Source organism: Pantoea sp. ACRSC (assembly GCF_022346785.1).
Taxonomy (GTDB): Bacteria; Pseudomonadota; Gammaproteobacteria; order Enterobacterales; family Enterobacteriaceae; genus Pantoea; species Pantoea alvi.
Map to the genome: position 1 here is coordinate 50,717 of NZ_JAKRNN010000007.1, position 20,149 is coordinate 70,865.

Annotated in this window: 18 protein-coding genes and 1 tRNA gene; 15 read left to right on the plus strand and 4 right to left on the minus strand. The window is 59.6% G+C overall.

Annotated features, from left to right (window positions below; genetic code table 11):
* Positions 1-51: 51 nt before the first annotated feature.
* The 8 genes from MHZ97_RS09205 to yejF all read left to right on the plus strand — a co-directional run bounded on the left by MHZ97_RS09205 (position 52) and on the right by yejF (position 10,285).
* Positions 52-1,029 (plus strand): GTP-binding protein, encoded by a 978-nt coding sequence (locus tag MHZ97_RS09205; protein ID WP_103794120.1) that lies wholly within the window; start codon positions 52-54, stop codon positions 1,027-1,029.
* 42 nt (positions 1,030-1,071) lie between these two features.
* On the plus strand, positions 1,072-1,776 hold the full coding sequence (locus MHZ97_RS09210; protein WP_239314410.1) for a phosphatase PAP2 family protein: 705 nt from the start codon (positions 1,072-1,074) through the stop codon (positions 1,774-1,776).
* Between the two features lie 541 nt (positions 1,777-2,317).
* On the plus strand, positions 2,318-2,887 hold the full coding sequence (mepS, locus tag MHZ97_RS09215) for a bifunctional murein DD-endopeptidase/murein LD-carboxypeptidase (protein WP_065426286.1): 570 nt from the start codon (positions 2,318-2,320) through the stop codon (positions 2,885-2,887).
* Between the two features lie 225 nt (positions 2,888-3,112).
* Positions 3,113-4,693, plus strand: coding sequence for a cyclic di-GMP phosphodiesterase (locus tag MHZ97_RS09220; protein WP_239314409.1), 1,581 nt, complete (start codon positions 3,113-3,115; stop codon positions 4,691-4,693).
* Positions 4,694-4,757: 64 nt separating this feature from the next.
* Positions 4,758-6,566: an extracellular solute-binding protein gene (locus tag MHZ97_RS09225; protein WP_239314408.1), complete on the plus strand. Its 1,809-nt coding sequence runs from the start codon at positions 4,758-4,760 to the stop codon at positions 6,564-6,566.
* A 10-nt stretch (positions 6,567-6,576) separates the two neighbouring features.
* Positions 6,577-7,662 (plus strand): microcin C ABC transporter permease YejB, encoded by a 1,086-nt coding sequence (locus MHZ97_RS09230; protein WP_239314407.1) that lies wholly within the window; start codon positions 6,577-6,579, stop codon positions 7,660-7,662.
* Positions 7,662-8,684, plus strand: a complete 1,023-nt coding sequence (locus tag MHZ97_RS09235; protein WP_103794125.1) for an ABC transporter permease — start codon at positions 7,662-7,664, stop codon at positions 8,682-8,684. Before MHZ97_RS09230 ends, MHZ97_RS09235 begins: the two co-directional genes overlap by 1 nt.
* A 2-nt stretch (positions 8,685-8,686) precedes the next feature.
* Positions 8,687-10,285, plus strand: coding sequence for a microcin C ABC transporter ATP-binding protein YejF (yejF, locus tag MHZ97_RS09240; RefSeq protein ID WP_374044220.1), 1,599 nt, complete (start codon positions 8,687-8,689; stop codon positions 10,283-10,285).
* Here yejF and MHZ97_RS09245 read toward each other — a convergent pair.
* The 3 genes from MHZ97_RS09245 to rsuA form a co-directional block, all read right to left on the minus strand.
* The gene (locus tag MHZ97_RS09245) at positions 10,272-10,592 is read right to left on the minus strand and encodes a hypothetical protein (RefSeq protein ID WP_033750373.1); all 321 of its coding nucleotides are present in this window, start codon (positions 10,590-10,592) and stop codon (positions 10,272-10,274) included. The two genes, yejF and MHZ97_RS09245, sit on opposite strands and share 14 nt — an antisense overlap.
* Positions 10,593-10,933: 341 nt before the next feature.
* Positions 10,934-12,130 carry a Bcr/CflA family multidrug efflux MFS transporter gene (locus MHZ97_RS09250; RefSeq protein ID WP_103794127.1) on the minus strand — a complete coding sequence of 399 codons (1,197 nt, stop codon included), beginning with the start codon at positions 12,128-12,130 and terminating at the stop codon, positions 10,934-10,936.
* A gap of 10 nt (positions 12,131-12,140) precedes the next feature.
* Positions 12,141-12,860, minus strand: a complete 720-nt coding sequence (gene rsuA, locus MHZ97_RS09255; protein WP_103794128.1) for a 16S rRNA pseudouridine(516) synthase RsuA — start codon at positions 12,858-12,860, stop codon at positions 12,141-12,143.
* 164 nt (positions 12,861-13,024) lie between these two features.
* On the opposite strand from rsuA, the gene MHZ97_RS09260 reads away from it, so the two are divergent.
* Both MHZ97_RS09260 and rplY read left to right on the plus strand, forming a co-directional pair.
* Positions 13,025-14,779, plus strand: a complete 1,755-nt coding sequence (locus MHZ97_RS09260) for a DEAD/DEAH box helicase (protein ID WP_239314406.1) — start codon at positions 13,025-13,027, stop codon at positions 14,777-14,779.
* A gap of 130 nt (positions 14,780-14,909) precedes the next feature.
* Positions 14,910-15,194 carry a 50S ribosomal protein L25 gene (gene rplY, locus MHZ97_RS09265; RefSeq protein WP_103794130.1) on the plus strand — a complete coding sequence of 95 codons (285 nt, stop codon included), beginning with the start codon at positions 14,910-14,912 and terminating at the stop codon, positions 15,192-15,194.
* A gap of 62 nt (positions 15,195-15,256) precedes the next feature.
* Here the strand turns inward: rplY and yejK are convergent, their stop codons facing one another.
* Entirely contained in the window at positions 15,257-16,261 is a 1,005-nt protein-coding gene (gene yejK / locus MHZ97_RS09270) for a nucleoid-associated protein YejK (RefSeq protein WP_239314405.1), read from the minus strand.
* 158 nt (positions 16,262-16,419) lie between these two features.
* Between yejK and MHZ97_RS09275 the strand changes: the two genes are divergently transcribed.
* The 5 genes from MHZ97_RS09275 (at position 16,420) to MHZ97_RS09295 (ending at position 20,143) form a co-directional block, all read left to right on the plus strand.
* The gene (locus tag MHZ97_RS09275; RefSeq protein WP_033750387.1) at positions 16,420-16,647 is read left to right on the plus strand and encodes a YejL family protein; all 228 of its coding nucleotides are present in this window, start codon (positions 16,420-16,422) and stop codon (positions 16,645-16,647) included.
* Between the two features lie 21 nt (positions 16,648-16,668).
* Positions 16,669-18,423 (plus strand): LPS biosynthesis-modulating metalloenzyme YejM, encoded by a 1,755-nt coding sequence (gene yejM / locus MHZ97_RS09280; protein WP_103794132.1) that lies wholly within the window; start codon positions 16,669-16,671, stop codon positions 18,421-18,423.
* A gap of 71 nt (positions 18,424-18,494) precedes the next feature.
* Positions 18,495-18,571: transfer RNA gene (locus MHZ97_RS09285), tRNA-Pro, on the plus strand.
* Between the two features lie 557 nt (positions 18,572-19,128).
* Entirely contained in the window at positions 19,129-19,332 is a 204-nt protein-coding gene (locus MHZ97_RS09290; RefSeq protein ID WP_103794438.1) for a hypothetical protein, read from the plus strand.
* 61 nt (positions 19,333-19,393) lie between these two features.
* Positions 19,394-20,143, plus strand: coding sequence for a 4'-phosphopantetheinyl transferase (locus tag MHZ97_RS09295; RefSeq protein ID WP_239314404.1), 750 nt, complete (start codon positions 19,394-19,396; stop codon positions 20,141-20,143).
* Positions 20,144-20,149 lie beyond the last annotated feature (6 nt).

A 20,149-nucleotide genomic window follows, 5' to 3' on the forward strand; every position in this document is an offset into this window, starting at 1 on the left:
AGTAACATTATGGCCGCTTTCGCGGCCATTCTCGTTTAAGGAGGCAGCAGCATGACGCGCGTAAATCTTATCACCGGCTTTCTCGGCAGCGGCAAAACCACCCTGCTGCGCCATCTGCTGGCGGGCAAGCCGGCGCAGGAGAACTGGGCGATTCTGGTTAATGAGTTCGGTGAAATCGGTATCGACGGCGCGCTGCTGCGCGACAGCGGTGCGGCGTTAAAGGAGATCCCCGGCGGCTGCATGTGCTGCGTCAACGGCCTGCCGATGCAGGTGGGGCTGAATATGCTGCTGAAGCAGAGCCGGCCGCATCGTCTGCTGATCGAACCCACCGGGCTGGGCCATCCGCGCCAGCTGCTGGAGATGCTGAGCGCACCGGTTTATCAGCCGCATTTGCAGCTTAACGCCACCCTGACGCTGCTCGACGCGCGCCAGCTCGCCGATGCGCGCGTGACGACCAACGAAAACTTTCGCGATCAGCTGGCAGCGGCCGACGTGATTATCGGCAACAAGAGCGACCGCTGGGACGAAAGCGATCGCCAGCGCCTGCAGCAGTGGCAGGAGGCGATGCTTAATGGCCGTCCCTTTATCGAAACCCGCTTCGGCGCGGTAGAGGCGGCGCTGCTCGATCTGCCGCGCACAAACCGTCAAACGCTGCCGCAGCCTGCGCATCATCATGCTCACCGTCAACGCGATAGCGGCCTCGCCGCGCTGCGCCTCGATGGCGGGACGCGCTGGCGTCGGGCGCTCAATGAAGGCCAGGGCTACGTCGCCTGCGGCTGGATCTTTGACGGCGCGACGCTTTTCGACGCCGCCGCGCTGCTGGCGTGGGCGCGTCTTGCGACGGTTGAGCGTATTAAAGGGGTAGTGCGCACGCCGGACGGCACGCTGCGCCTGAACGGTCAGGGCGGCGATGTGCAGGTCGAAACGCTGAGCGCCGACGCGCCCGACAGTCGCATTGAGCTCATCCATTCGCAGCCCGTGGACTGGAATCGTTTGCAGTCCCAGCTGTTGAGGCTTCGTTTAAACTGACCAGGTTAGTTTCTGCCGTTAATTTTTTTTTGAGTGAATACGATGCGCGCAACTCGTTTTGTCACAATTCTGCTGCTCAACGCGCTTGGCGTTGTTCTGTTTCTCTCCTGGTATCTGCCGCCCGATCACGGTTTCTGGGCAGCCATCGATAAAGGGATCTTTTTCAGCTTCAATAACCTGATGGTCGATCACCCCGGCTTCGCTCTGCTGGTGGCGATTACCAACTTCCGCGGCTTCGATCTGGTGTCGCTGCTGGCGATGGGCGCGCTCTATCTCTTCTACTGGCGGCGCGAAACGCCGCCGGGCCGTCGTCGCATGCTGGCCATTGGCATCGCTATGCTGCTCAGCGCGGTGATCGTTAACCAGCTCGGCCACCTGCTGCCGGTGCAGCATAAAAGTCCCACGCTGTTTTTCGACAACGTGCATCGCGTCAGCGAGCTGACCGGTATCCCGGCCAAGGACGCCTCCACCAACAGCTTCCCTGGCGATCATGGCATGATGCTGATGATTTTCGCCTGTTTTATGTGGCGCTATTTCGGCTTCCGCGCCTTTCTCACCGGCGTGGCTATCGTGATCGTGTTCGCCCTGCCGCGCGTCATGGCGGGCGCGCACTGGTTTACCGATATCGCCGTCGGCTCCCTTTCGGTGCTGCTGGTCGCACTGAGCTGGGTGCTGCTGACGCCGCTGAGCGACGCGATTGTCAGCTTCTTTTACCGCAAGCTGCCCGGCAAATATAAGCCTGAATAGCGGCAGGTAATTAAAGCGCAAATGTATTGATAAGCGCGGAGTGAAGAATGGCTATATTCTTATCTCTCCGCGCTTAATAAAATCCCGCCAGTATTATTAGCAAGCTAACCATGTTGCGATATATAGAAAATATTATGATGTTTTCTGCTGACAACAGCCCCTTTCCCCACCCTGTCCAGCGCTAAAGCTCCTAAAAAGCCGCCTACTCCAGGAATTGACCCCATTTGATGTCCTTATTTTAAGGATAATTTTCCAAAATTGCGGATAAAGTAACCACTCTGTTACAGACTGATTTCACATCAAAAAAAGCTATTAGAATTTACGTAAAACCACTCGCCACGGCGTCTGGAATCGGTTAACCTCCAATGCGTTGAGGGTATAGCAGCAGAAAATTCGGCTCCTTTTTATACAAAAACGTGTTCATTAACACATTTTAGTAATTAAGGAATTGTCTTAGCGAGCAGCGCTTATTAATCTCAATCCGTTTTGTCATCTGGCTGGCGACATTCTGTCGTAAGGACATCGAAGGAATATACGAACAATGGTCAAGTCTCAACCAATACTGAGATATATCTGGCGGATTGTGCCTGCAGTGGCGCTGGCAACACTCCTCTCGGCATGCAGCAGTACCGGTCAACACGCAAAAAACGAGAATCATGAAGTTAACAACCAGAATGGTTTTTTACTTCAGGCGTCTCAGGATGAATTCGAAGAGATGGTGCGGAGCGTGGATGTTAAGTCCCGCATCATGGAGCAATACGCCGACTGGAAAGGCGTACGTTACCGCCTCGGCGGCGACACCAAACGCGGCATCGACTGTTCAGCTTTTGTTCAGCGCACTTTTCGCGATCAGTTCGGTTTAGAACTGCCGCGTTCAACCTCTGAACAGCAGGATACCGGCAGCGAAATTTCACGCGGCAAGCTGCGTCCCGGCGATCTGGTGCTGTTCCGCGCCGGTTCTACCGGTCGTCACGTGGGGATTTATCTCGGCAACGATAACTTCGTTCACGCCTCTACCAGCAGTGGCGTGATGATCTCCAGTCTGAACGACAGCTACTGGAAAAAACGCTACCGCGAAGGCCGTCGGGTATTAAGCCGTAATCCCAGCTGATTCCTGACCTTCGATCGTTTCTCAGCCAGAGAAAACAGAACGCTGCTTCGGCAGCGTTTTTTTTCGCCCTTGTTCAGGATAACTGCATAGTAATCCCGGAAAAGTGACTGTTTATCAGAAGAATAACGAGACATTTCCTGCCATCTCGTTATATTCTCATGACCTTCGCCAGAGAGCAGTCGTGCACAGTCAATAATAAAAGATAAGACAAGGGGAAAGCACTTCATGCCATTGTCCAGGGCGCTGATGCGCCAGGCCACCTACCCTCGCCGCATCGCCTGGAGCAGCGCGATTTTCGGTAGCCTGTTCTTTATTCTGTTTACCCTGATTTTGCTGACCTTTATCTGGCATAAGCGGCAGCACCAGCATCAGCAGCTGCTGCATGACAGCCGCAACGCCCTCCAGCAGTCGCTGGATACGCTGGTCACCCATACCCTGAATCCCCTTCTCTCTTTTAGCCGTTTCGACTGTCACGCCATCAGCCAGGAGCTGACCTCGCGCGCCGCCTTTGCCGGCGATCTGCGCGCCATTCTGCTGGTGCGCGAGGGCTACGCCTTTTGCTCCTCGGCGACCGGGGCGTTCCGCCTGCCGCTCAGCGCCATTTCCGACCAGACCGATCTCAGCCGCGATCGCGATCTTCGCCTGCTGAGCGGCACCCCGCTGCAGCCCGGCAAGCCAGTTTTCGCGCTCTGGCTGCGTAATCCGCAAAGCGTGCAGTCCGGCGTGCTCGCCACCATCAACCTTAACCTGACGCCTTATCAGCTGCTGGCCTCTTACCATCCGGAAATCTCCGGCATGGCGCTGGTGGCGCAAAACAGCGCGCTCGCCAGCTGGCGGCCGACCACCATCGCGAAAAGTGACCTGCCGCCGCAGCCGCTGATGCAGCTGGCGCTCGACGGCTATCCGCTAGAGTTTGTTCTCTACGGCGACACGGTGTCGATGCGCGACGTGCATATGATCGTGCTGAGCGGCATTCTGCTGTCGCTGCTGGTCGGCGGCGGCTGCTGGCTGCTGCTGTCAATGAACCAGCGCCCCGGCAAAGAGATCCTGCTGGGCATTAAGCGCGGCGAGTTCCACGTTGAATATCAGCCGCTGATCAGCACCCTTAGCGGACGCGCCTACGGGCTGGAAGCGCTGCTGCGCTGGAACCATCCCAGCGAAGGCATGATCCCGCCAGATATGTTTATCAGCTACGCGGAGTCGCTGAACCTGATCATTCCGCTGACGCGGCATCTGTTCGAGCTGGTGGCGCGCGACGCGCACCGGCTCAATCCCTACGTGCCCGCCGGTACCCATATGAGCCTGAACCTTTCGCCGCTGCATCTGGCGTCGGAGAGTTTTCAGCAGGACGTAAAGCGCTGGATCGCCGCCATGCCGGATAACCACTTTAACTATGTATTTGAAGTGACCGAACGCACCATGGTGCGCGATAAAAATGCCGGCGAGGTTTTCGCCTGGCTGCACCAGAACGATATCCAGATTGCGATAGACGATTTTGGCACCGGCCACAGCGCACTGATCTACCTGGAAAAATACCCTTTCGACTACATCAAGATCGATCGCGGTTTTGTGCAGAGCATCGGCACGCAAACCCTGAACTCGCCGGTGCTGGACGCGGTGCTTCATCTGGCGAAGAAGCTGAATTTGAAAACCGTCGCCGAAGGCGTGGAGACCGGCGAGCAGGCGGCATGGCTGGTCAGGCACGGCGTCAGCCATATGCAGGGCTATCTTTTTAGCCGCCCGCTAAAGCCGGACCGGCTGATTGACTATTACCGCAGCCGCAGCCTGGCAACGCTGGCGGGATAGCCGGGCGCCCCGCCCCGGAAGCTGCTACGCTTCCTGCGAATGACCACGGGAGAACGAGAATTTGATGCTGTTTCGCCTGATATCGCTGCTGCTGTTTATGGCCCTTTGCGCGCCGCTGCGCGCGGAAGTGGTGCAGGAAAGCCGCGCCTTCGCCACGCTGGGCGAGCCGAAATATGCGCCCGGCTTCAGCCACTTCGACTATGCGGATCCCGCCGCGCCAAAAGGCGGCCAGCTTACTCAGGCGGTAACAGGCACGTACGATAACTTTAACCGCTACGCCTCGCGCGGCAATCCCGGCGCGGGCACCGAGACGCTCTACGATCGCTTATTTACCTCCTCCGACGACGAGCCGGGCAGCTACTATCCCCTTATCGCCGAGTCGGCGCGCTATGCCGACAACTTCCGCTGGATGGAGATTCGCCTCAATCCGCGCGCGCGGTTCCACGACGGCACGCCCATCACCGCGCCCGACGTCGCCTTTACCTTCGATAAGTTTATGCGCGAAGGCGTGCCGCAGTTTCGCGTCGTTTATCGCGGCGCGACGGTAAAGGCGCTGGACAACCAGCGGGTGCGCATCGATCTGCCGAAGCCTGACCGGGATTTGATGCTGGGGCTGCTGACGCTGCCGGTGCTGTCGCAGCACTTCTGGCAGGATAAAAAATTCAACGAGCCGCTGAGCGCGCCGCCGCTCTCCAGCGGCCCTTACCGCATCAGCCGCTATAAGCTGGGTCAGTACATCGAGTACAGCCGGGTAAAAAACTACTGGGCGGCGGATCTGCCGGTGAACCGCGGCCGCTTTAACTTCGACACCCTGCGCTACGACTACTACCTTGACGATAACGTGGCCTTTGAAGCCTTTAAGGCGGGCGCCTTCGACCTGCGCGAAGAGGGCTCCGCCAAAAAGTGGGCGACCCAGTATCGCGGCCGTAACTTCGACAATCAGCAGATCATCAAAGAGACCACGCCCAACCAGGCGTCGACCAATACCACCTGGCTGGCCATTAACAATGAAAAGGCGCCGTTCCGCGACCGTCGGGTGCGCCAGGCGCTGACGCTGGCGCTCGACTTTGAGTGGATGAATAAGGCGCTGTTTTACGGCGCCTATAAGCGAGTCACCAGCTATTTTCAGAATACCGAATATGCCGCGCAGGGGCTGCCGGACGCGGCGCAGAGGGCGCTGCTGGCTCCCTTTAAGGATAAGCTGCCGCCCGAAATCTTTACCACGCCCTACGCGCCGCCGCACACCTACGGCAGCGGCTACGATCGGGCGAATCTGCTGAAGGCGCTGGATCTGCTGCGGCAGGCGGGCTGGCAGGTAAAAAATCAGCAGCTGGTTAACGATCAGACCGGCCAGCCGCTGCGCATCGAACTGCTGCTGCGCAGCGGCGCCAGCAACGACTGGGCGCTGCCGCTGCAGCATAATCTGTCGCGGCTCGGCATCAGCCTGACGCTGCGCGTGGTGGACGCGTCCCAGTATCTGCGCCGGCTGCGCGAAGGCGATTACGATATGATCGCCAGAATCTATCAGGCCATGCCGACGCCCGGCTCCGATCTGCAGTTCAGCTGGCAGTCCGACTATATCGACTCATCCTGGAACAGCGCGCGGCTGAAAGATCCGCTGGTCGATCACTTCGTTAAAGCGATTGTGGCGCATCAGGGCGACAAGGCGGCGCTGCTGCCGCTGGGCCAGGCGCTGGATCGCATCCTGCTGTGGAATGCGTATATGATCCCGATGTGGTACAACGCGGAAGATCGTATCGCCTGGTGGAATAAATTCTCCCATCCCGCCATTAAGCCCCTCTACGCCAGCGGGCTGGAAAACTGGTGGTATGACGTGAACAAAGCCGCGCGTTTGCCGGCCGAACGACGCTGAGGAGCCTGAGTTGGCCGCCTATTTCTTGCGCAGACTGCTGTTAATTATCCCCACGCTGTGGGCGATTATTACGCTGAACTTCTTTATCGTGCAGATCGCTCCCGGCGGCCCGGTCGATCAGGCGCTGGCTAACATTCAGTTCGGCCAGACCACCGGTCTGCCAGGCGGCGGCGAGAGCGGCGCACGCGGCGCGCTCAACCGCGCCGGCCCGGGCGACAGCGAGTATCGGGGGGCGCGCGGCCTCGATCCAGAAGTGATTGCCGAAATCAAAAAGCGCTACGGCTTTGACAAGCCGATATGGCAGCGCTACGTGGAGATGCTGTGGAACTATGTGCGCTTCAACTTCGGCGACAGCCTGTTCCGCAGCGCATCGGTACTGCAGCTGATAAAAGAGAGCCTGCCGGTCTCCATCAGCCTTGGGCTATGGAGCACGCTGATTATCTATCTGGTGTCGATTCCGCTGGGCATTAAAAAAGCGGTGCGCAACGGCAGCGCCTTCGACATCTGGAGCAGCACCTTTATTATCATCGGCTACTCGGTGCCTGCCTTCCTGTTCGGTATCATGCTGATCGTGCTGTTCGCTGGCGGCAGCTATCTTGACTGGTTTCCCCTGCGCGGCCTTACCTCGCCGCAGTTTGACTCCCTCTCCTGGTACGGCAAGATCGGCGATTACCTGTGGCACATCAGCCTGCCGGTGCTGGCGACGGTAATTGGCGGTTTCGCCACCCTGACCATGCTGACCAAAAACAGCTTTCTCGATGAGATCCGCAAGCAGTATGTGGTGACGGCGCGCGCCAAAGGGGTGAGCGAGCGGCGCATCCTCTATCACCATGTGTTCCGTAACGCCATGCTGCTGGTGATCGCCAGCTTCCCCGCCACCTTTATCAGCATGTTTTTTACCAGCTCGGTGCTGATCGAGGTGATGTTCTCGCTGAACGGCCTGGGCCTGCTGGGCTATGACGCCACCATCCAGCGCGACTATCCGGTGATGTTCGGCACGCTCTATATTTTTACCCTGATCGGTCTGCTGATGAATATCCTCAGCGACCTGACCTACACGCTGGTCGATCCCCGTATCGATTTCGAGGGCCGCTGATGCGCTTGTCTCCCGTTAATCAGCAGCGCTGGCTGCGTTTCCGCCACAACCGACGCGGCTACTGGTCGCTGTGGATTTTTCTGGTGATTTTCCTGCTGTCGCTCGGTGCCGATCTGCTGGCCAACGACAAGCCGCTGCTGGTGCGCTACCAGCAGCACTGGTACGTGCCGCTGCTGGTGAGCTACAGCGAAAGCGACTTTGGCGGCGCGCTGCCCACCGCGGCGGACTATCAGGATCCCTGGCTGCAAAAAAGGCTGGAGCAGCAGGGCTGGGCGCTGTGGGCGCCGATCCGCTTTAGCGACAGCACCATTAACTTTGCCACCTCGACCCCCTTCCCTTCGCCGCCCTCGGCGCAGAACTGGCTGGGCACCGACGCCAGCGGCGGCGACGTGCTGGCGCGCCTGCTTTACGGCACGCGCATTTCGCTGCTGTTCGGCATCTTGCTGACGCTGTTTTCCAGCGTTATCGGCATTATCGTCGGCGCCGTGCAGGGCTATTTCGGCGGCCGCGTCGATCTGATCGGCCAGCGCGTGATTGAGGTCTGGTCCGGCATGCCCGCGCTGTTTTTGCTGATCCTGCTCTCCAGCGTGATCCAGCCTGACTTCTGGTGGCTGCTGCTGGTGACGGTGATTTTCGGCTGGATGGGGCTGGTGAGCGTGGTGCGCGCCGAGTTTCTGCGCACGCGCAACTTCGACTATATCCGTGCCGCGCGGGCGCTGGGGGTGAGCGACGGACGCATTATGCTGCGGCATATGCTGCCTAATGCGATGGTCGCCACCCTCACCTTTCTGCCCTTTATTCTGTGCGGATCGATTACCACGCTGACCTCGCTCGACTTTCTCGGCTTTGGTCTGCCGGTGGGATCGCCGTCGCTCGGCGAACTGCTGCTGCAGGGCAAAAATAACCTGCAGGCGCCCTGGCTGGGGCTGGCGGGCTTCTTTACGCTGGCGATCCTGCTGTCGCTGCTGATCTTTATTGGCGAAGCGGTACGCGACGCCTTCGATCCGGCCAGAGGGGTCTGATTATGTCGCTGCTTGCTATTCATCATCTTTCCGTCGCCTTTACCCGCGGCGGCGTCACGCGCAATGTGGTAGAGGATGTTTCCCTGAGCGTCGACGCGGGCGAAACCCTGGCGCTGGTGGGCGAGTCGGGCTCGGGCAAGAGCGTGACGGCGCTTGCGACGATGCAGCTGCTGCCCGCGCCGCCGGCGAGCTATCCCACCGGCGAAATTATCTTTAACGGCGAGGATCTGCTGCGCGTCGGCGAGCGGCGGCTGCGCGCGCTGCGCGGCAACCAGATGGCGATGATTTTTCAGGAGCCGATGGTTTCCCTTAACCCGCTGCACACCCTCGAAAAGCAACTTTACGAAGTGCTCTCACTGCATCGCGGTATGCGGCGCGAGGCGGCGCGCGGGGAGATCCTCAGCGCTCTCGATCGGGTCGGCATCCGCAGCGCCGCCGCGCGGCTGAATGACTTTCCTCATCAGCTCTCGGGCGGCGAGCGCCAGCGCGTGATGATCGCCATGGCGCTGCTGACCGAACCCTCGCTGCTGATTGCCGACGAGCCGACCACCGCACTCGACGTCACCGTTCAGGCGCAAATTCTGCGACTGCTGCGCGATCTGCAGCGCGAACGCAATATGGCCATGCTGTTTATTACCCATGATTTAGGCATCGTGCGGCAGCTGGCGGATAAGGTCAGCGTGATGCGTCAGGGCAATATCGTCGAGCAGAGCAGCCGCCGCCTGCTTTTCAGCCAGCCGCAGCATCCCTATACGCGCCAGCTGCTGGCGGCGGAGCCGGAAGGCCGCGCCGTGCCGCTGCGCGACGGCGCGCCGCCGCTGTTGCAGGTGCGCAACCTGCGCGTCGGTTTCCCGGTGCGGCGCGGCCTTTTCAGGCGGCAGGTGGCGGAAAAGGTCGCCGTCAGCAACCTCAGCTTTACGCTGCGGCGCGGCGAGAGTCTGGGGCTGGTGGGCGAATCGGGCTCCGGCAAAAGCACCACCGGCCTGGCGCTGCTGCGGCTAATTGCCGCGCAGGGCGAAATCTGGTTTGACGGCCAGCCGCTGCACGCGCTGTCGCGCCGCGAGCTGTTGCCGCTGCGCCGCCGCATTCAGGTGGTGTTTCAGGATCCCAACTCGTCGCTCAATCCGCGTATGACGGTGCAGCAGATTATCGCCGAGGGGCTGGCGGTGCATCAGCCCGATCTCAGCGCTGCCGAACAGCAGGCGCGCGTTATCGCGGCGATGGAGGAAGTGGGTCTGGACGCGGAGAGCCGTCACCGCTATGCGGCGGAGTTCTCCGGCGGTCAGCGGCAGCGGATCGCCATTGCGCGTGCGCTGGTGCTGGAGCCGCAGCTGCTGGTGCTGGATGAGCCGACCTCATCGCTGGATCGCTCGGTGCAGAAACAGATCCTGACGCTGTTGCGCAGCCTTCAGCAGCAGCGTCAGCTGACCTATCTTTTTATCAGTCACGATCTTCAGGTGGTGCGCTCGCTGTGCCATCAGGTGATGGTGCTGCGCCAGGGCGAAGTGGTGGAGCATGGCGACTGCGAGACGCTGTTCGCCGCGCCTGCCGCAGGCTATACGCGTGAGCTGCTCGCCTCGGCGCAGCTCAGTGACCGTTGAAGGTTTCCGCGATCGCTACGCCCTGGTTTTTCAGGCAGCAGCTGGTGGCGCTTTCGTCGCTGCGCAGGATAAAGAGACAGGGCGAGCCTTCGCATTCGGCCACCCGGCACTCCACCTGAATCGACGCCAGCGCGTCCTGCAGCTGATGCATAATCTCCCAGCCGGGATGTCCGTCGTGGCTAATCAGGCGCAGCGCAATAAGATCCTGCTCATTGGCGACGCCCTCTTCCGCCACGATGGCGCTATGTAGCTCGCTGGCCCAGCGATAGCGCTGCGGCAGGCGGTGCACGATGGAAAGTTGCAGCATAGTTAATTGGTATCCCCAGAGCGATTCACTTCGGTCACGATGAACAACGCTTGCTGTTGCTGCTAAACGGCAGAAACGGACGTCAAGGCCTGCTCTCTCGTTTCCCAATATACGACGTGTGGAAAGATTGTTATTTGCGAGTCGGCTCGCATTTTGGCCTATTAGTACCGCGTTCATCGACAGTTAACAATCAGTTTAGACGCATTTTCGTTACTTTCTTAATCATTAATATTCACAACTAAGAAACATACTGGACTGAATACAGGGGAGCGGAGCGGAAAAAGGGATTTTTACTGCGCACCTCATCCCTGAGGTGCGTCCGTTAGCGGGCCAGGACCGGGTTAGTGTCCGGTCGCGCGAGGACGTGAGGCGTACAAAAAGAAAAGCATCGAACATGTGGCGCACGCCGCGATGGTGCCGACCATCGGCCAGGCGCTGTTAAAGGTGGCGGTCGACAGCAGCGCGCCAACCAGCGCGCCGACGCCAAACCGCAGCGTCCCCGCCAGCGACGACGCGGTGCCCGCCATATGGGGAAACTCATCGAGGATCACCGCCATGGCGTTGGAGGAGACCATCGACACGCAGCCGATAAACATCGCGACGCCCAGCACCATGGGAATAAACCCCATATGCAGCGCGCTCACCGCCAGCAGCCAGATCCCCATGGCAAACTGAATCACCAGCCCGGTGCGAAACATCGCCAGCGGACCAAAGCGGCGCACCGCCCGGCTGTTGATCAGCGTCATCACAAACAGAAACACCACGTTCAGCGCAAAGTAGTAGCCGAAGTTCTGCGGCGAAACGTGGTTCACCTCGATATAGACAAAAGGACCGGCGTTGAGAAAGGTAAACAGCCCGGCAAAGGAGAAGCCGCTCGCCAGCATATAGCTAAAGGCGCGCTTGTGGCGAAACAGCGTAACGAAATTGCCCAGCATGGTGCGCAGGTGAAAACGCTGGCGCTGCTCCGGCCTGAGCGTCTCGCGGATCTGCGTCATCACCATCACGGTAGTGATCAGGGCGGCGATCGAGAGCGTCCAGAAAATCGCGTGCCAGTCCCACGCCAGCAGCAGCCAGCCGCCGATAATCGGCGCCAGCAGCGGCGCGATGGTGGTGATCAGCATGACAAACGACATCATGCGCGAGAAGTCCTCTTTCGAGTAGCTGTCGCGCATCAGGGCGTTAATCACCACGCTGGCCGCCGCTGCGGAAAGGCCGTGCAGAAAGCGCATCAGAATCAGCTGGTCGATGGTCTGCGCCAGCGCGCAGGCCGCCGCCGCGCAGGCGAAGATCAGCGTGCCGAGCACGATCACCGGCTTGCGGCCGTAGCTGTCCGCCAGCGGGCCATATACCAGCTGGCCGATGGCGAATCCCAGGATATAGAGGTTAAGGGTCATCTGCACGCTGCCCGCCGCCACGCCGAATTCGCGGGCGATCTGCGGCATCGCGGGCAGATACATATCGATGGAAAGCGGCATCAGCATCGCCAGCAATCCCAGAATCACCACCAGTCCCGCAGCTGAATTTTTTTCCTTGCGCACGGCCGCTCCGCTATTTCTGCTTTAACTCGTCGGGCAGCCCAACGCTGTTAATTTCATCTTCCGTCAGCGGACGATATTCGCCCGGCTCCAGATCCGCATCCAGCACGATATCGCCGATGCGCTCGCGGTGCAGCCCGACCACGCGGTTGCCAACGGCGGCAAACATGCGCTTCACCTGATGATAGCGCCCTTCGCTAAGGGTCAGCAGCACCTCGGTCGGCGTAATTTCTTCCATTTGCGCCGGCTGGGTAAGCGATTTTTCGCCGTGCAGCTGAATACCCTCGGCGAACTGCTGCGCCACATCCGCGGCGACGGGATGCTCCAGCATCACGCGGTAGGTTTTCTCGCAGTGGTGGCGCGGCGAGGTAATGCGGTGTGACCACTGGCCGTCATCGGTCAGCAGCACCAGCCCGGTGGTGTCGATATCGAGACGGCCCGCGGCGTGCAGCTTCCACGCGGTTGGCTCTTCGATAAAGTAGAGGATAGTCGGGTGATCGGGATCGTCGGTGGAGCAGACATAGCCCTGCGGCTTGTTCAGCATAAAGTAGCGCGGCCCAACCTGCAGATGCAGCGGATTGCCATCATATTCCACCTCATGCTCGGGCTGGATTTTAAAGGCGGTGTCGCGTACCACTTCGCCGTTAACGGTGACTTTTTGCGCCCGGATCTCACGCCCGGCGATAGCCCGGCTGACTTCCAGTTGCTGAGAGATGAATTTGTCGAGTCGCATGAATTCGCTTTGCCTGTTACTGCGGAGGGAAACTGAAACGGGGTTTTACCCGTTGAAAAAGTATGGGAAGTATATCTTGAACCACCGCTGCCGCACAGAGCCGTTCCTGCGTTTCATCCATTTTCATGGCATAATCTCGCTCAGTTTCGCAAAAGTGATCGGCAATGGCTTTTACTCTACGTCCCTATCAGCAAGACGCGGTTAACGCGACCCTTAACCATTTTCGTCAACACGCCGAGCCGGCGGTGATTGTGCTGCCTACCGGCGCCGGCAAAAGCCTGGTGATCGCCGAGCTGGCGCGGCTGGCGCGCGGCCGCGTGCTGGTACTGGCGCACGTTAAAGAGCTGGTGGAGCAGAACCACAGCAAATATCAGGCCTACGGCCTGGAAGCGGATATCTTCGCCGCCGGCCTGCAGCGCAAAGAGAGCCAGCGCAAGGTGGTATTCGGCAGCGTGCAGTCGGTCGCGCGCAATCTGGCGCAGTTCGACAGCGCCTTTTCGCTGGTGATTGTCGACGAGTGCCACCGCATCAGCGATGACGACAACAGCCAGTATCAGCAGATCTTTACCCATCTGCGCCAGCATAACCCGCAGCTGCGCCTGCTGGGCCTGACGGCGACCCCGTTTCGCCTCGGCAAGGGCTGGATCTATCACTTCCACTATCACGGCATGGTGCGCGGCGACGAAAAGGCGCTGTTTCGCGACTGTATCTACGAACTGCCGCTGCGCTATATGATCAAGCACGGCTTTCTGGTGCCGCCGGAGCGGCTCGATATGCCGGTGGTGCAGTATGACTTCAGCCGCCTGACGGCGCAGGCCAACGGGTTGTTCAGCGAGTCGGATCTCAACCGCGAGCTGAAGCAGCAGCAGCGCGTGACGCCGCATATCATCAGCCAGATCCTTGAGTTCGCCGAAGATCGGCGCGGGGTGATGCTATTTGCCTCTACGGTAGAGCACGCGCGCGAGATCCTGACGCTGCTGCCCGCCAACAGCGCGCTGATTTCGGCGGAGACGCCGGCGAAAGAGCGCGATGCGACCATCGCCGCCTTTAAGGCGCAGCAGCTGAAGTTTCTGGTCAATGTCGCGGTGCTGACCACCGGCTTCGATGCGCCCCACGTCGATCTTATCGCTATTTTACGCCCCACCGAATCGGTCAGCCTCTATCAGCAGATCGTCGGCCGCGGGCTGCGCCTGTCGCCGGGCAAAACCGACTGCCTGATCCTCGACTACGCCGGCAACCCGCACGATCTCTTTACGCCGGAAGTGGGCGCGCCGAAAGGGGCCAGCGACAATGAGCCGGTGCAGGTGTTCTGCCCCGCCTGCGGCTTTGCCAACACCTTCTGGGGCAAAACCACCGCAGACGGCATGATTATTGAGCACTTCGGCCGCCGCTGTCAGGGCGTGCTGGAAGATGACGAAGGCCATCGCGAGCAGTGCGATTTTCGCTTCCGGTTTAAAAGCTGTCCCGACTGCGGCGCGGAAAATGATATTGCGGCGCGGCGCTGCCATCAGTGCGACAAAATACTGGTCGATCCTGACGATATGCTGAAGGCGGCGCTGAAGCTCAAGGACGCGCTGGTGCTGCGCTGCGGCGGCATGACGCTGACGCACGGCCGCGACGATAGCGGCGAATGGCTAAAAGCGACCTATTTCGACGAGGACGGCACCAGCGTTGACGAGCGCTTCCGTTTGCGCACGCCCGCGCAGCGCAAGGCGTTTGAGCAGCTCTTTATGCGCCCGCACCAGCGCGCGCCGGGCGTGCCGCTCGGCTGGCAAACCGCGGCCGACGTGGTGGCGCTGCAGCCGCTGCTGCGCCATCCCGATTTCGTGGTAGCGCGCGCTAAAGGGCAATTCTGGCAGGTGCGCGAGAAGCTTTTCGACTATCAGGGCCGCTTTCGTCGCGCCAATGAGCTGCGCTAAGCGGCGGAATCATTTGCCCGCCTCGCCCATTACCGCTATACTGCCGCCCGCTTTTGCATTCGCAATCGCCTTTGAACAACCTGCCTGCTGCTGGGTCGCCTGTAGCAGGAATTATTGAAGAGACATAACCATGTTGACCATCAACGCAGAAGTACGTAAAGAGCAGGGTAAGGGTGCGAGCCGCCGCCTGCGCACAGCGAACAAATTCCCGGCCATCATCTATGGTGGCAGCGAAGCCGCTGTTTCTATCGAACTGGATCACGACGCCGTGATGAACATGCAGGCTAAACCTGGGTTCTACACCGACGTGCTGACTCTGGTTGTCGACGGTAAAGAAACCAACGTGAAAGTGCAGGCCGTTCAGCGTCACCCGTTCAAGCCAAAACTGCACCACATCGACTTCGTACGCGCGTAATCGCCTGCGAATCGACATAAAAAACGCCGCTTATGCGGCGTTTTTTTTTGGCTGGCTGACGCCTACTTGCCGCTGGTGCGGCGCTGCAGCTGATCGCGCAGGTTCGGCGGCGTGCCTTTGATGGTTAAGGTATCGGTGGCCGGATCCCAGAAAACGCGCTCGCCCAGCAGCCCGGCGTCAAAATTGAGCGTCAGACCGCCGCCGCTGCCGGCAAATTTAGTCAGCTGGCGCAGCGTGCTGCGATCCGCCGGAAAATGCTCTTCCAGCTCGTAGCCCTGCTCCTGAGTAAAGGCCTGAAAGGATTTTTCGCCGAGCGGCGGCAGCTCTTTCGACAGCTCCTCCAGCGCGATCTCCTCGCCCGCCTGCAGCTGTTCGTTGCAGTAGCTGTAAACCTGCTGGCGATAGTTCTGCCGCTCGCTTTTATCCAGATCCGACTCGGCGCAGTAGTCATCTACCGCCTGCAGCAGACCGCGGTTTTGCGCTTTGGTATCCAGGCCAACGCTGGCGCCGAGGAAGTCCATAAAGAAATCGGCGACTTTGCGCCCTACCCGTCCGCGCAGGAAGGTCAGATAGCGGGTCGATTCCGGCGTCAGCTCCCATTCGGTCAGGTCGATGCGCGCCACGATATCGGCATGGTTGATGTCGAGATAGTGCGTGCTGCTGATGTCGAGCTGCTCGTTGACGCGCATGCTGCGCTGGCTGTTAAGCACCGCTATCAGCAGATACTCCACCGCCAGATAGCGGTAGTGAACAAAGAGCACCACCCCGCCTTCGGCGAAAGGATATTTAGCCAGTTCGTCGCGCAGGCGGCCGGTCGCCGCGCGGCTGAACGCCAGGAAGTCGTCATTGCCTTTGCGGCAGTTGCGCAGCGCCTCCGCCAGTTCGCTCTCCGGGTTAAACAGGCCGTAGGCTTTATTTTTTGCGCTGTAGACGCGGTGCAGCTCTTCTACCATCGCTTCCACGGTGGCGTTGGCGGGCAGCAGCGTATCGCGCAGCACCAGCTCAAGCTGATTCTCGTCGCGCTTGATCAGCTGATGCAGGGCAATCTGGTCGATATCCAGACTCATGGTAGACTCTCCTTTAAGTTCAGGCGCGTATTCAAACACCGCCCGCATCGGCTTTCAACTCCATGCTTTAGCCGATCGATGCGCTTTCGATAAAATTGCGGTAAAAACCCTGTTGTTACGGTACTATATCGCCTTTTGAAACGAGATTAGTCGACGATATGCCACAATCATCCCGTTACAGCGACGAACGCGTGGAAAAACTCCTCGCGCAACTGGCCCAGGTGCTGCAGAAAGACAATGCGCCGACCGACCTTTCCCTGATGGTGCTGGGGAATATGGTGACCAACGTGATCAACAGCGACGTTGCCCCGGCGCAGCGCCGTTCTCTGGCACGTTCTTTCGCGGAAGCCCTGCAGGCCTCCGTGCGCGACGACAACGCCCATTAATCGCCTATTTGATCGCATAATATGGTAACCAACCGGCAGCGCTACCGCGAAAAAGTGTCCCAGATGATCAGTTGGGGGCACTGGTTTGCTCTGTTTAATATTTTATTCGCGTTGATTTTAGGCAGCCGCTATCTGGTGGTTGCCGACTGGCCCGCGTCGCTCGCCGGGCGCATTTACGCCTTTAGCAGCTGGATCGGCCACTTCAGCTTTATTGTGTTCGCCGTCTATCTGCTGGCGATATTTCCGCTGACCTTTGTGGTGATGTCGCAGCGGCTGCTGCGCGTCCTGTCGGCGATTATCGCCACCGTCGGGCTGACGCTGATTATGGTAGACAGCGCGGTGTTCAACCGCTTCCACCTGCACCTTAATCCGGTGGTGTGGGAGCTGGTGATCAACCCCGACCAGAGCGAGATGGCGCGCGACTGGCAGCTGATGTTTATCAGCGTGCCGCTGATTTTCCTCGTGGAGATGCTCTTCGCCACCTGGAGCTGGCAAAAGCTGCGCAGCCTGAACCGGCGATCGTTCGGTAAGCCGCTGGCGGCGCTGTTTATCAGCGCCTTTTTTGCCAGCCATCTGCTCTATATCTGGGCCGATGCTAACTTCTATCGCCCAATCACCATGCAGCGCGCCAACCTGCCGCTCTCCTATCCAATGACCGCGCGACGCTTCCTCGAGCGCCACGGTCTGCTGGACGCGCAGGCTTACCAGCAGCGCCTGATCCAGCAAGGCGATCCGGAAGCGGTTTCGGTGCAGTATCCGCTCAGCGATATCGCCTTCCGCGACGGCGGCACGCGCAATAATTTGCTGGTGATCACCGTGAAGACGCTGAACGCAGGCGATATGGCGCAAGCGCTGCCGCAGCTTAATCAGTTCGCCAGCGATAATGTGCGCTTTACCCAGCACTTCAGCGCTGGCGACCTGCCGGAGAAAGGGCTGTTTGGCCTGTTCTACGGCATTTCCGCCAGCTATATGGATGGGGTGCTGGCGGCGCGTATGCCGTCGGCGCTGCTCGGCGCGCTCAGTTCGCAGGGCTACCAGTTCGGGCTTTTCTCATCGGAAGGCTTCAACCAGCCGCTCTATCGCCAGGCGCTGCTGACGGACTACACGCTGCCCACCACCGACAGCCAGCCTAACGCCAGCACCGTCACCCAGTGGCAGAACTGGCTGAACGGCCAGAAAGGCGACGGCAATCCCTGGTTCTCCTGGCTGGCGCTGGACGGCGTCGATCTGAGCGGCACCACGGTGAAAACCCGCCAGCGTAGCTACCTGCGCCAGGCTGCATCGATTGACGAGCAAATTCACCATGTGCTCGCCACCCTACAGCAGCGCGATCTGCTGAAAAATACCGTGGTGGTGATCACCGCGCAGCAGGGCGTGGCGCTGAATGGCAACCTCGACAGCGTGGGCAACCGCGCGACCCTGCAGGTTCCGCTGGTCATCCACTGGCCGGACACCCCTGCGCAGACCATCGATCGTCTTACCAATCATCAGGATGTGATGGCGACGCTGATGCTGCGCCTGCTGCACGTGCGCACCAACCCGGTGAACTATTCGCAGGGAGAAGATCTCTTCGCCGCCCAGCGTCGCCACGACTGGGTCGCCAGCAGCGAAGAGAATCGCCTGGTGGTAACGACGCCGCGGGTGACGCTGGTGCTTAACAATAACGGCAGCTATCGCGCTTACGACGCGCAGGGCAACGCCCTGAAAGATCATAAGCCGCAGCTGGCGTTACTGCTGCAGGTGCTGACGGAAGAGAAGCGTTTTATCGCTAACTGATTAATTATGAGGCAGTTAGACGGCCGCTGCTTGCATTCCGCCAGAGAAACAGTAGACTAAGCCCCACTGTTCGGCACGTAGCGCAGCCTGGTAGCGCACTGTCATGGGGTGTCAGGGGTCGGAGGTTCAAATCCTCTCGTGCCGACCAAAATTCCCAACTAAAGCAGCCTGTTAAGGCTGCTTTTTTTATGCCTGCCAGCCGTGGCGCCCCGCTCGCGCAACATCCTTTTTCACGCTCCGCATTAATAGCCGAAAACCCACCAGCGCCCTGAAAACCGGCCTAATGTCGCCCGTCGCCGCTTTTATCAGTGCGCTGCTGAACCCCGCCCGCTTCGCCACAGGATGAAAAAGGGGTCTATACTGACCTGTGTGTGGGTAAAAAGAGGAGAGTTTATGCATTACATTGAAAAAGACGATCCAAACAATGCGCCGGAGTCAGGCGACAAACGTCCTGAACCGGATCAGAAGTAGTGACCCACAAAGGCCGCCGCGTGCGGCCTTTTTACTGGCCGCAGCCCACCGGGCAAGCCGATCTCTCCCCGTCAGGTGCGACAGCGTCTCCTCTTCCAGCTTTCAACTTTTTGCAGTCGACTCTGATCTTTCTCACAAATTCCACAGACCGCTGCGCTTTTTAACCTTACTGAAACAAAAATGTCATAAAAGATCATTAATCTTAATGACTCTGAATATCGGATGGATATTACTATGGTTATCAAAGCGAAGAGCCTGCAGGATGCGGAAGAACTGCTTCACTCAGGCGTCAGCAAAGTGGAACTGGCTTACAATATCGGCAGCGACGATTTTTTTCGCCTGGCATCACGCTGGTGCGAGCGCGGCGCGCGTATCACCAGAGGTCACCATCACTTCGTTGTTTCCGTAAAGGGCTTTGCCATTCCGCCTAACGACTAAGCGGTTGCTCCAGCCATGGCGGGCTGCTTTAATGCCCTTTTGTGCGCCGCCGTGGACCCTGATGAATTCTCAGAACATTTCTCTGCCGCCTCCCGAAGGCGGCTTCATTCGCTGTGCGCATCTGCGAGGTGGCAATACCCTGCTGGCGCAGGCGCGCTTCGACCTTGATCGCTATGACGACAGTTTAGGCGTGCGCTGGAATCTGCCTTTTCCGCCCGCGCTGCAGCAGGCGGTAAAGAAGCGCCGCGCCGAATATCTGGCCAGCCGCTGGCTGGCGCGCGAGGTGATGGGCCAGATGGGCATCGCCGGTTTCCTGCTGCAAAACCACAGCGATCGCTCTCCCCGCTGGCCAGACGGCCTTCAGGCGTCGCTGTCGCACACCGACGGCGCAGTGGCGCTGGCGGCAACGCGCCAGCCGCGCTGCGTTGGCGTCGATATCGAAAGCGTGATGAGCCTGCGCACGGCTGAGGAGACCGCCGCGCTGCTGATGAGCAGCGATGAAAAAGCGCAGCTGCGCGCGCTCAGGCTGCCCTTTTCGCTGGCCGCGACGCTGCTCTTCTCGCTTAAGGAGAGCCTGTACAAGGCGCTTTGGCCGCAGCTGCATCAGCCGATGGATTTCCATCAGGCGAGCCTGCTGGAGGCGGATATCGCCGCAGGCAGAGCCGTGCTCGCATTGAACCAGACATTTAGCACCACCTTTGCCGCCGGTACGCGGCTGGAGGCGGAATTTCAGCTAGAGGCGGATCGGGTGCTGACGCTGCTGACCCATCCCGTGGCAGGCAATAAAAAACCGGCTGAGCAAAGGGGCTGAGCCGGT

Coding starts and splice junctions, on each gene's coding strand:
- MHZ97_RS09205 (WP_103794120.1), top strand. CDS start 52: ATGACGCGCGTAAATCTTATCACCGGCTTTCTCGGCAGCGGCAAAACC.
- MHZ97_RS09210 (WP_239314410.1), top strand. CDS start 1,072: ATGCGCGCAACTCGTTTTGTCACAATTCTGCTGCTCAACGCGCTTGGC.
- mepS (WP_065426286.1), top strand. CDS start 2,318: ATGGTCAAGTCTCAACCAATACTGAGATATATCTGGCGGATTGTGCCT.
- MHZ97_RS09220 (WP_239314409.1), top strand. CDS start 3,113: ATGCCATTGTCCAGGGCGCTGATGCGCCAGGCCACCTACCCTCGCCGC.
- MHZ97_RS09225 (WP_239314408.1), top strand. CDS start 4,758: ATGCTGTTTCGCCTGATATCGCTGCTGCTGTTTATGGCCCTTTGCGCG.
- MHZ97_RS09235 (WP_103794125.1), top strand. CDS start 7,662: ATGCGCTTGTCTCCCGTTAATCAGCAGCGCTGGCTGCGTTTCCGCCAC.
- yejF (WP_374044220.1), top strand. CDS start 8,687: ATGTCGCTGCTTGCTATTCATCATCTTTCCGTCGCCTTTACCCGCGGC.
- MHZ97_RS09245 (WP_033750373.1), bottom strand. CDS start 10,592: ATGCTGCAACTTTCCATCGTGCACCGCCTGCCGCAGCGCTATCGCTGG.
- rsuA (WP_103794128.1), bottom strand. CDS start 12,860: ATGCGACTCGACAAATTCATCTCTCAGCAACTGGAAGTCAGCCGGGCT.
- MHZ97_RS09260 (WP_239314406.1), top strand. CDS start 13,025: ATGGCTTTTACTCTACGTCCCTATCAGCAAGACGCGGTTAACGCGACC.
- rplY (WP_103794130.1), top strand. CDS start 14,910: ATGTTGACCATCAACGCAGAAGTACGTAAAGAGCAGGGTAAGGGTGCG.
- yejK (WP_239314405.1), bottom strand. CDS start 16,261: ATGAGTCTGGATATCGACCAGATTGCCCTGCATCAGCTGATCAAGCGC.
- MHZ97_RS09275 (WP_033750387.1), top strand. CDS start 16,420: ATGCCACAATCATCCCGTTACAGCGACGAACGCGTGGAAAAACTCCTC.
- yejM (WP_103794132.1), top strand. CDS start 16,669: ATGGTAACCAACCGGCAGCGCTACCGCGAAAAAGTGTCCCAGATGATC.
- MHZ97_RS09290 (WP_103794438.1), top strand. CDS start 19,129: ATGGTTATCAAAGCGAAGAGCCTGCAGGATGCGGAAGAACTGCTTCAC.
- MHZ97_RS09295 (WP_239314404.1), top strand. CDS start 19,394: ATGAATTCTCAGAACATTTCTCTGCCGCCTCCCGAAGGCGGCTTCATT.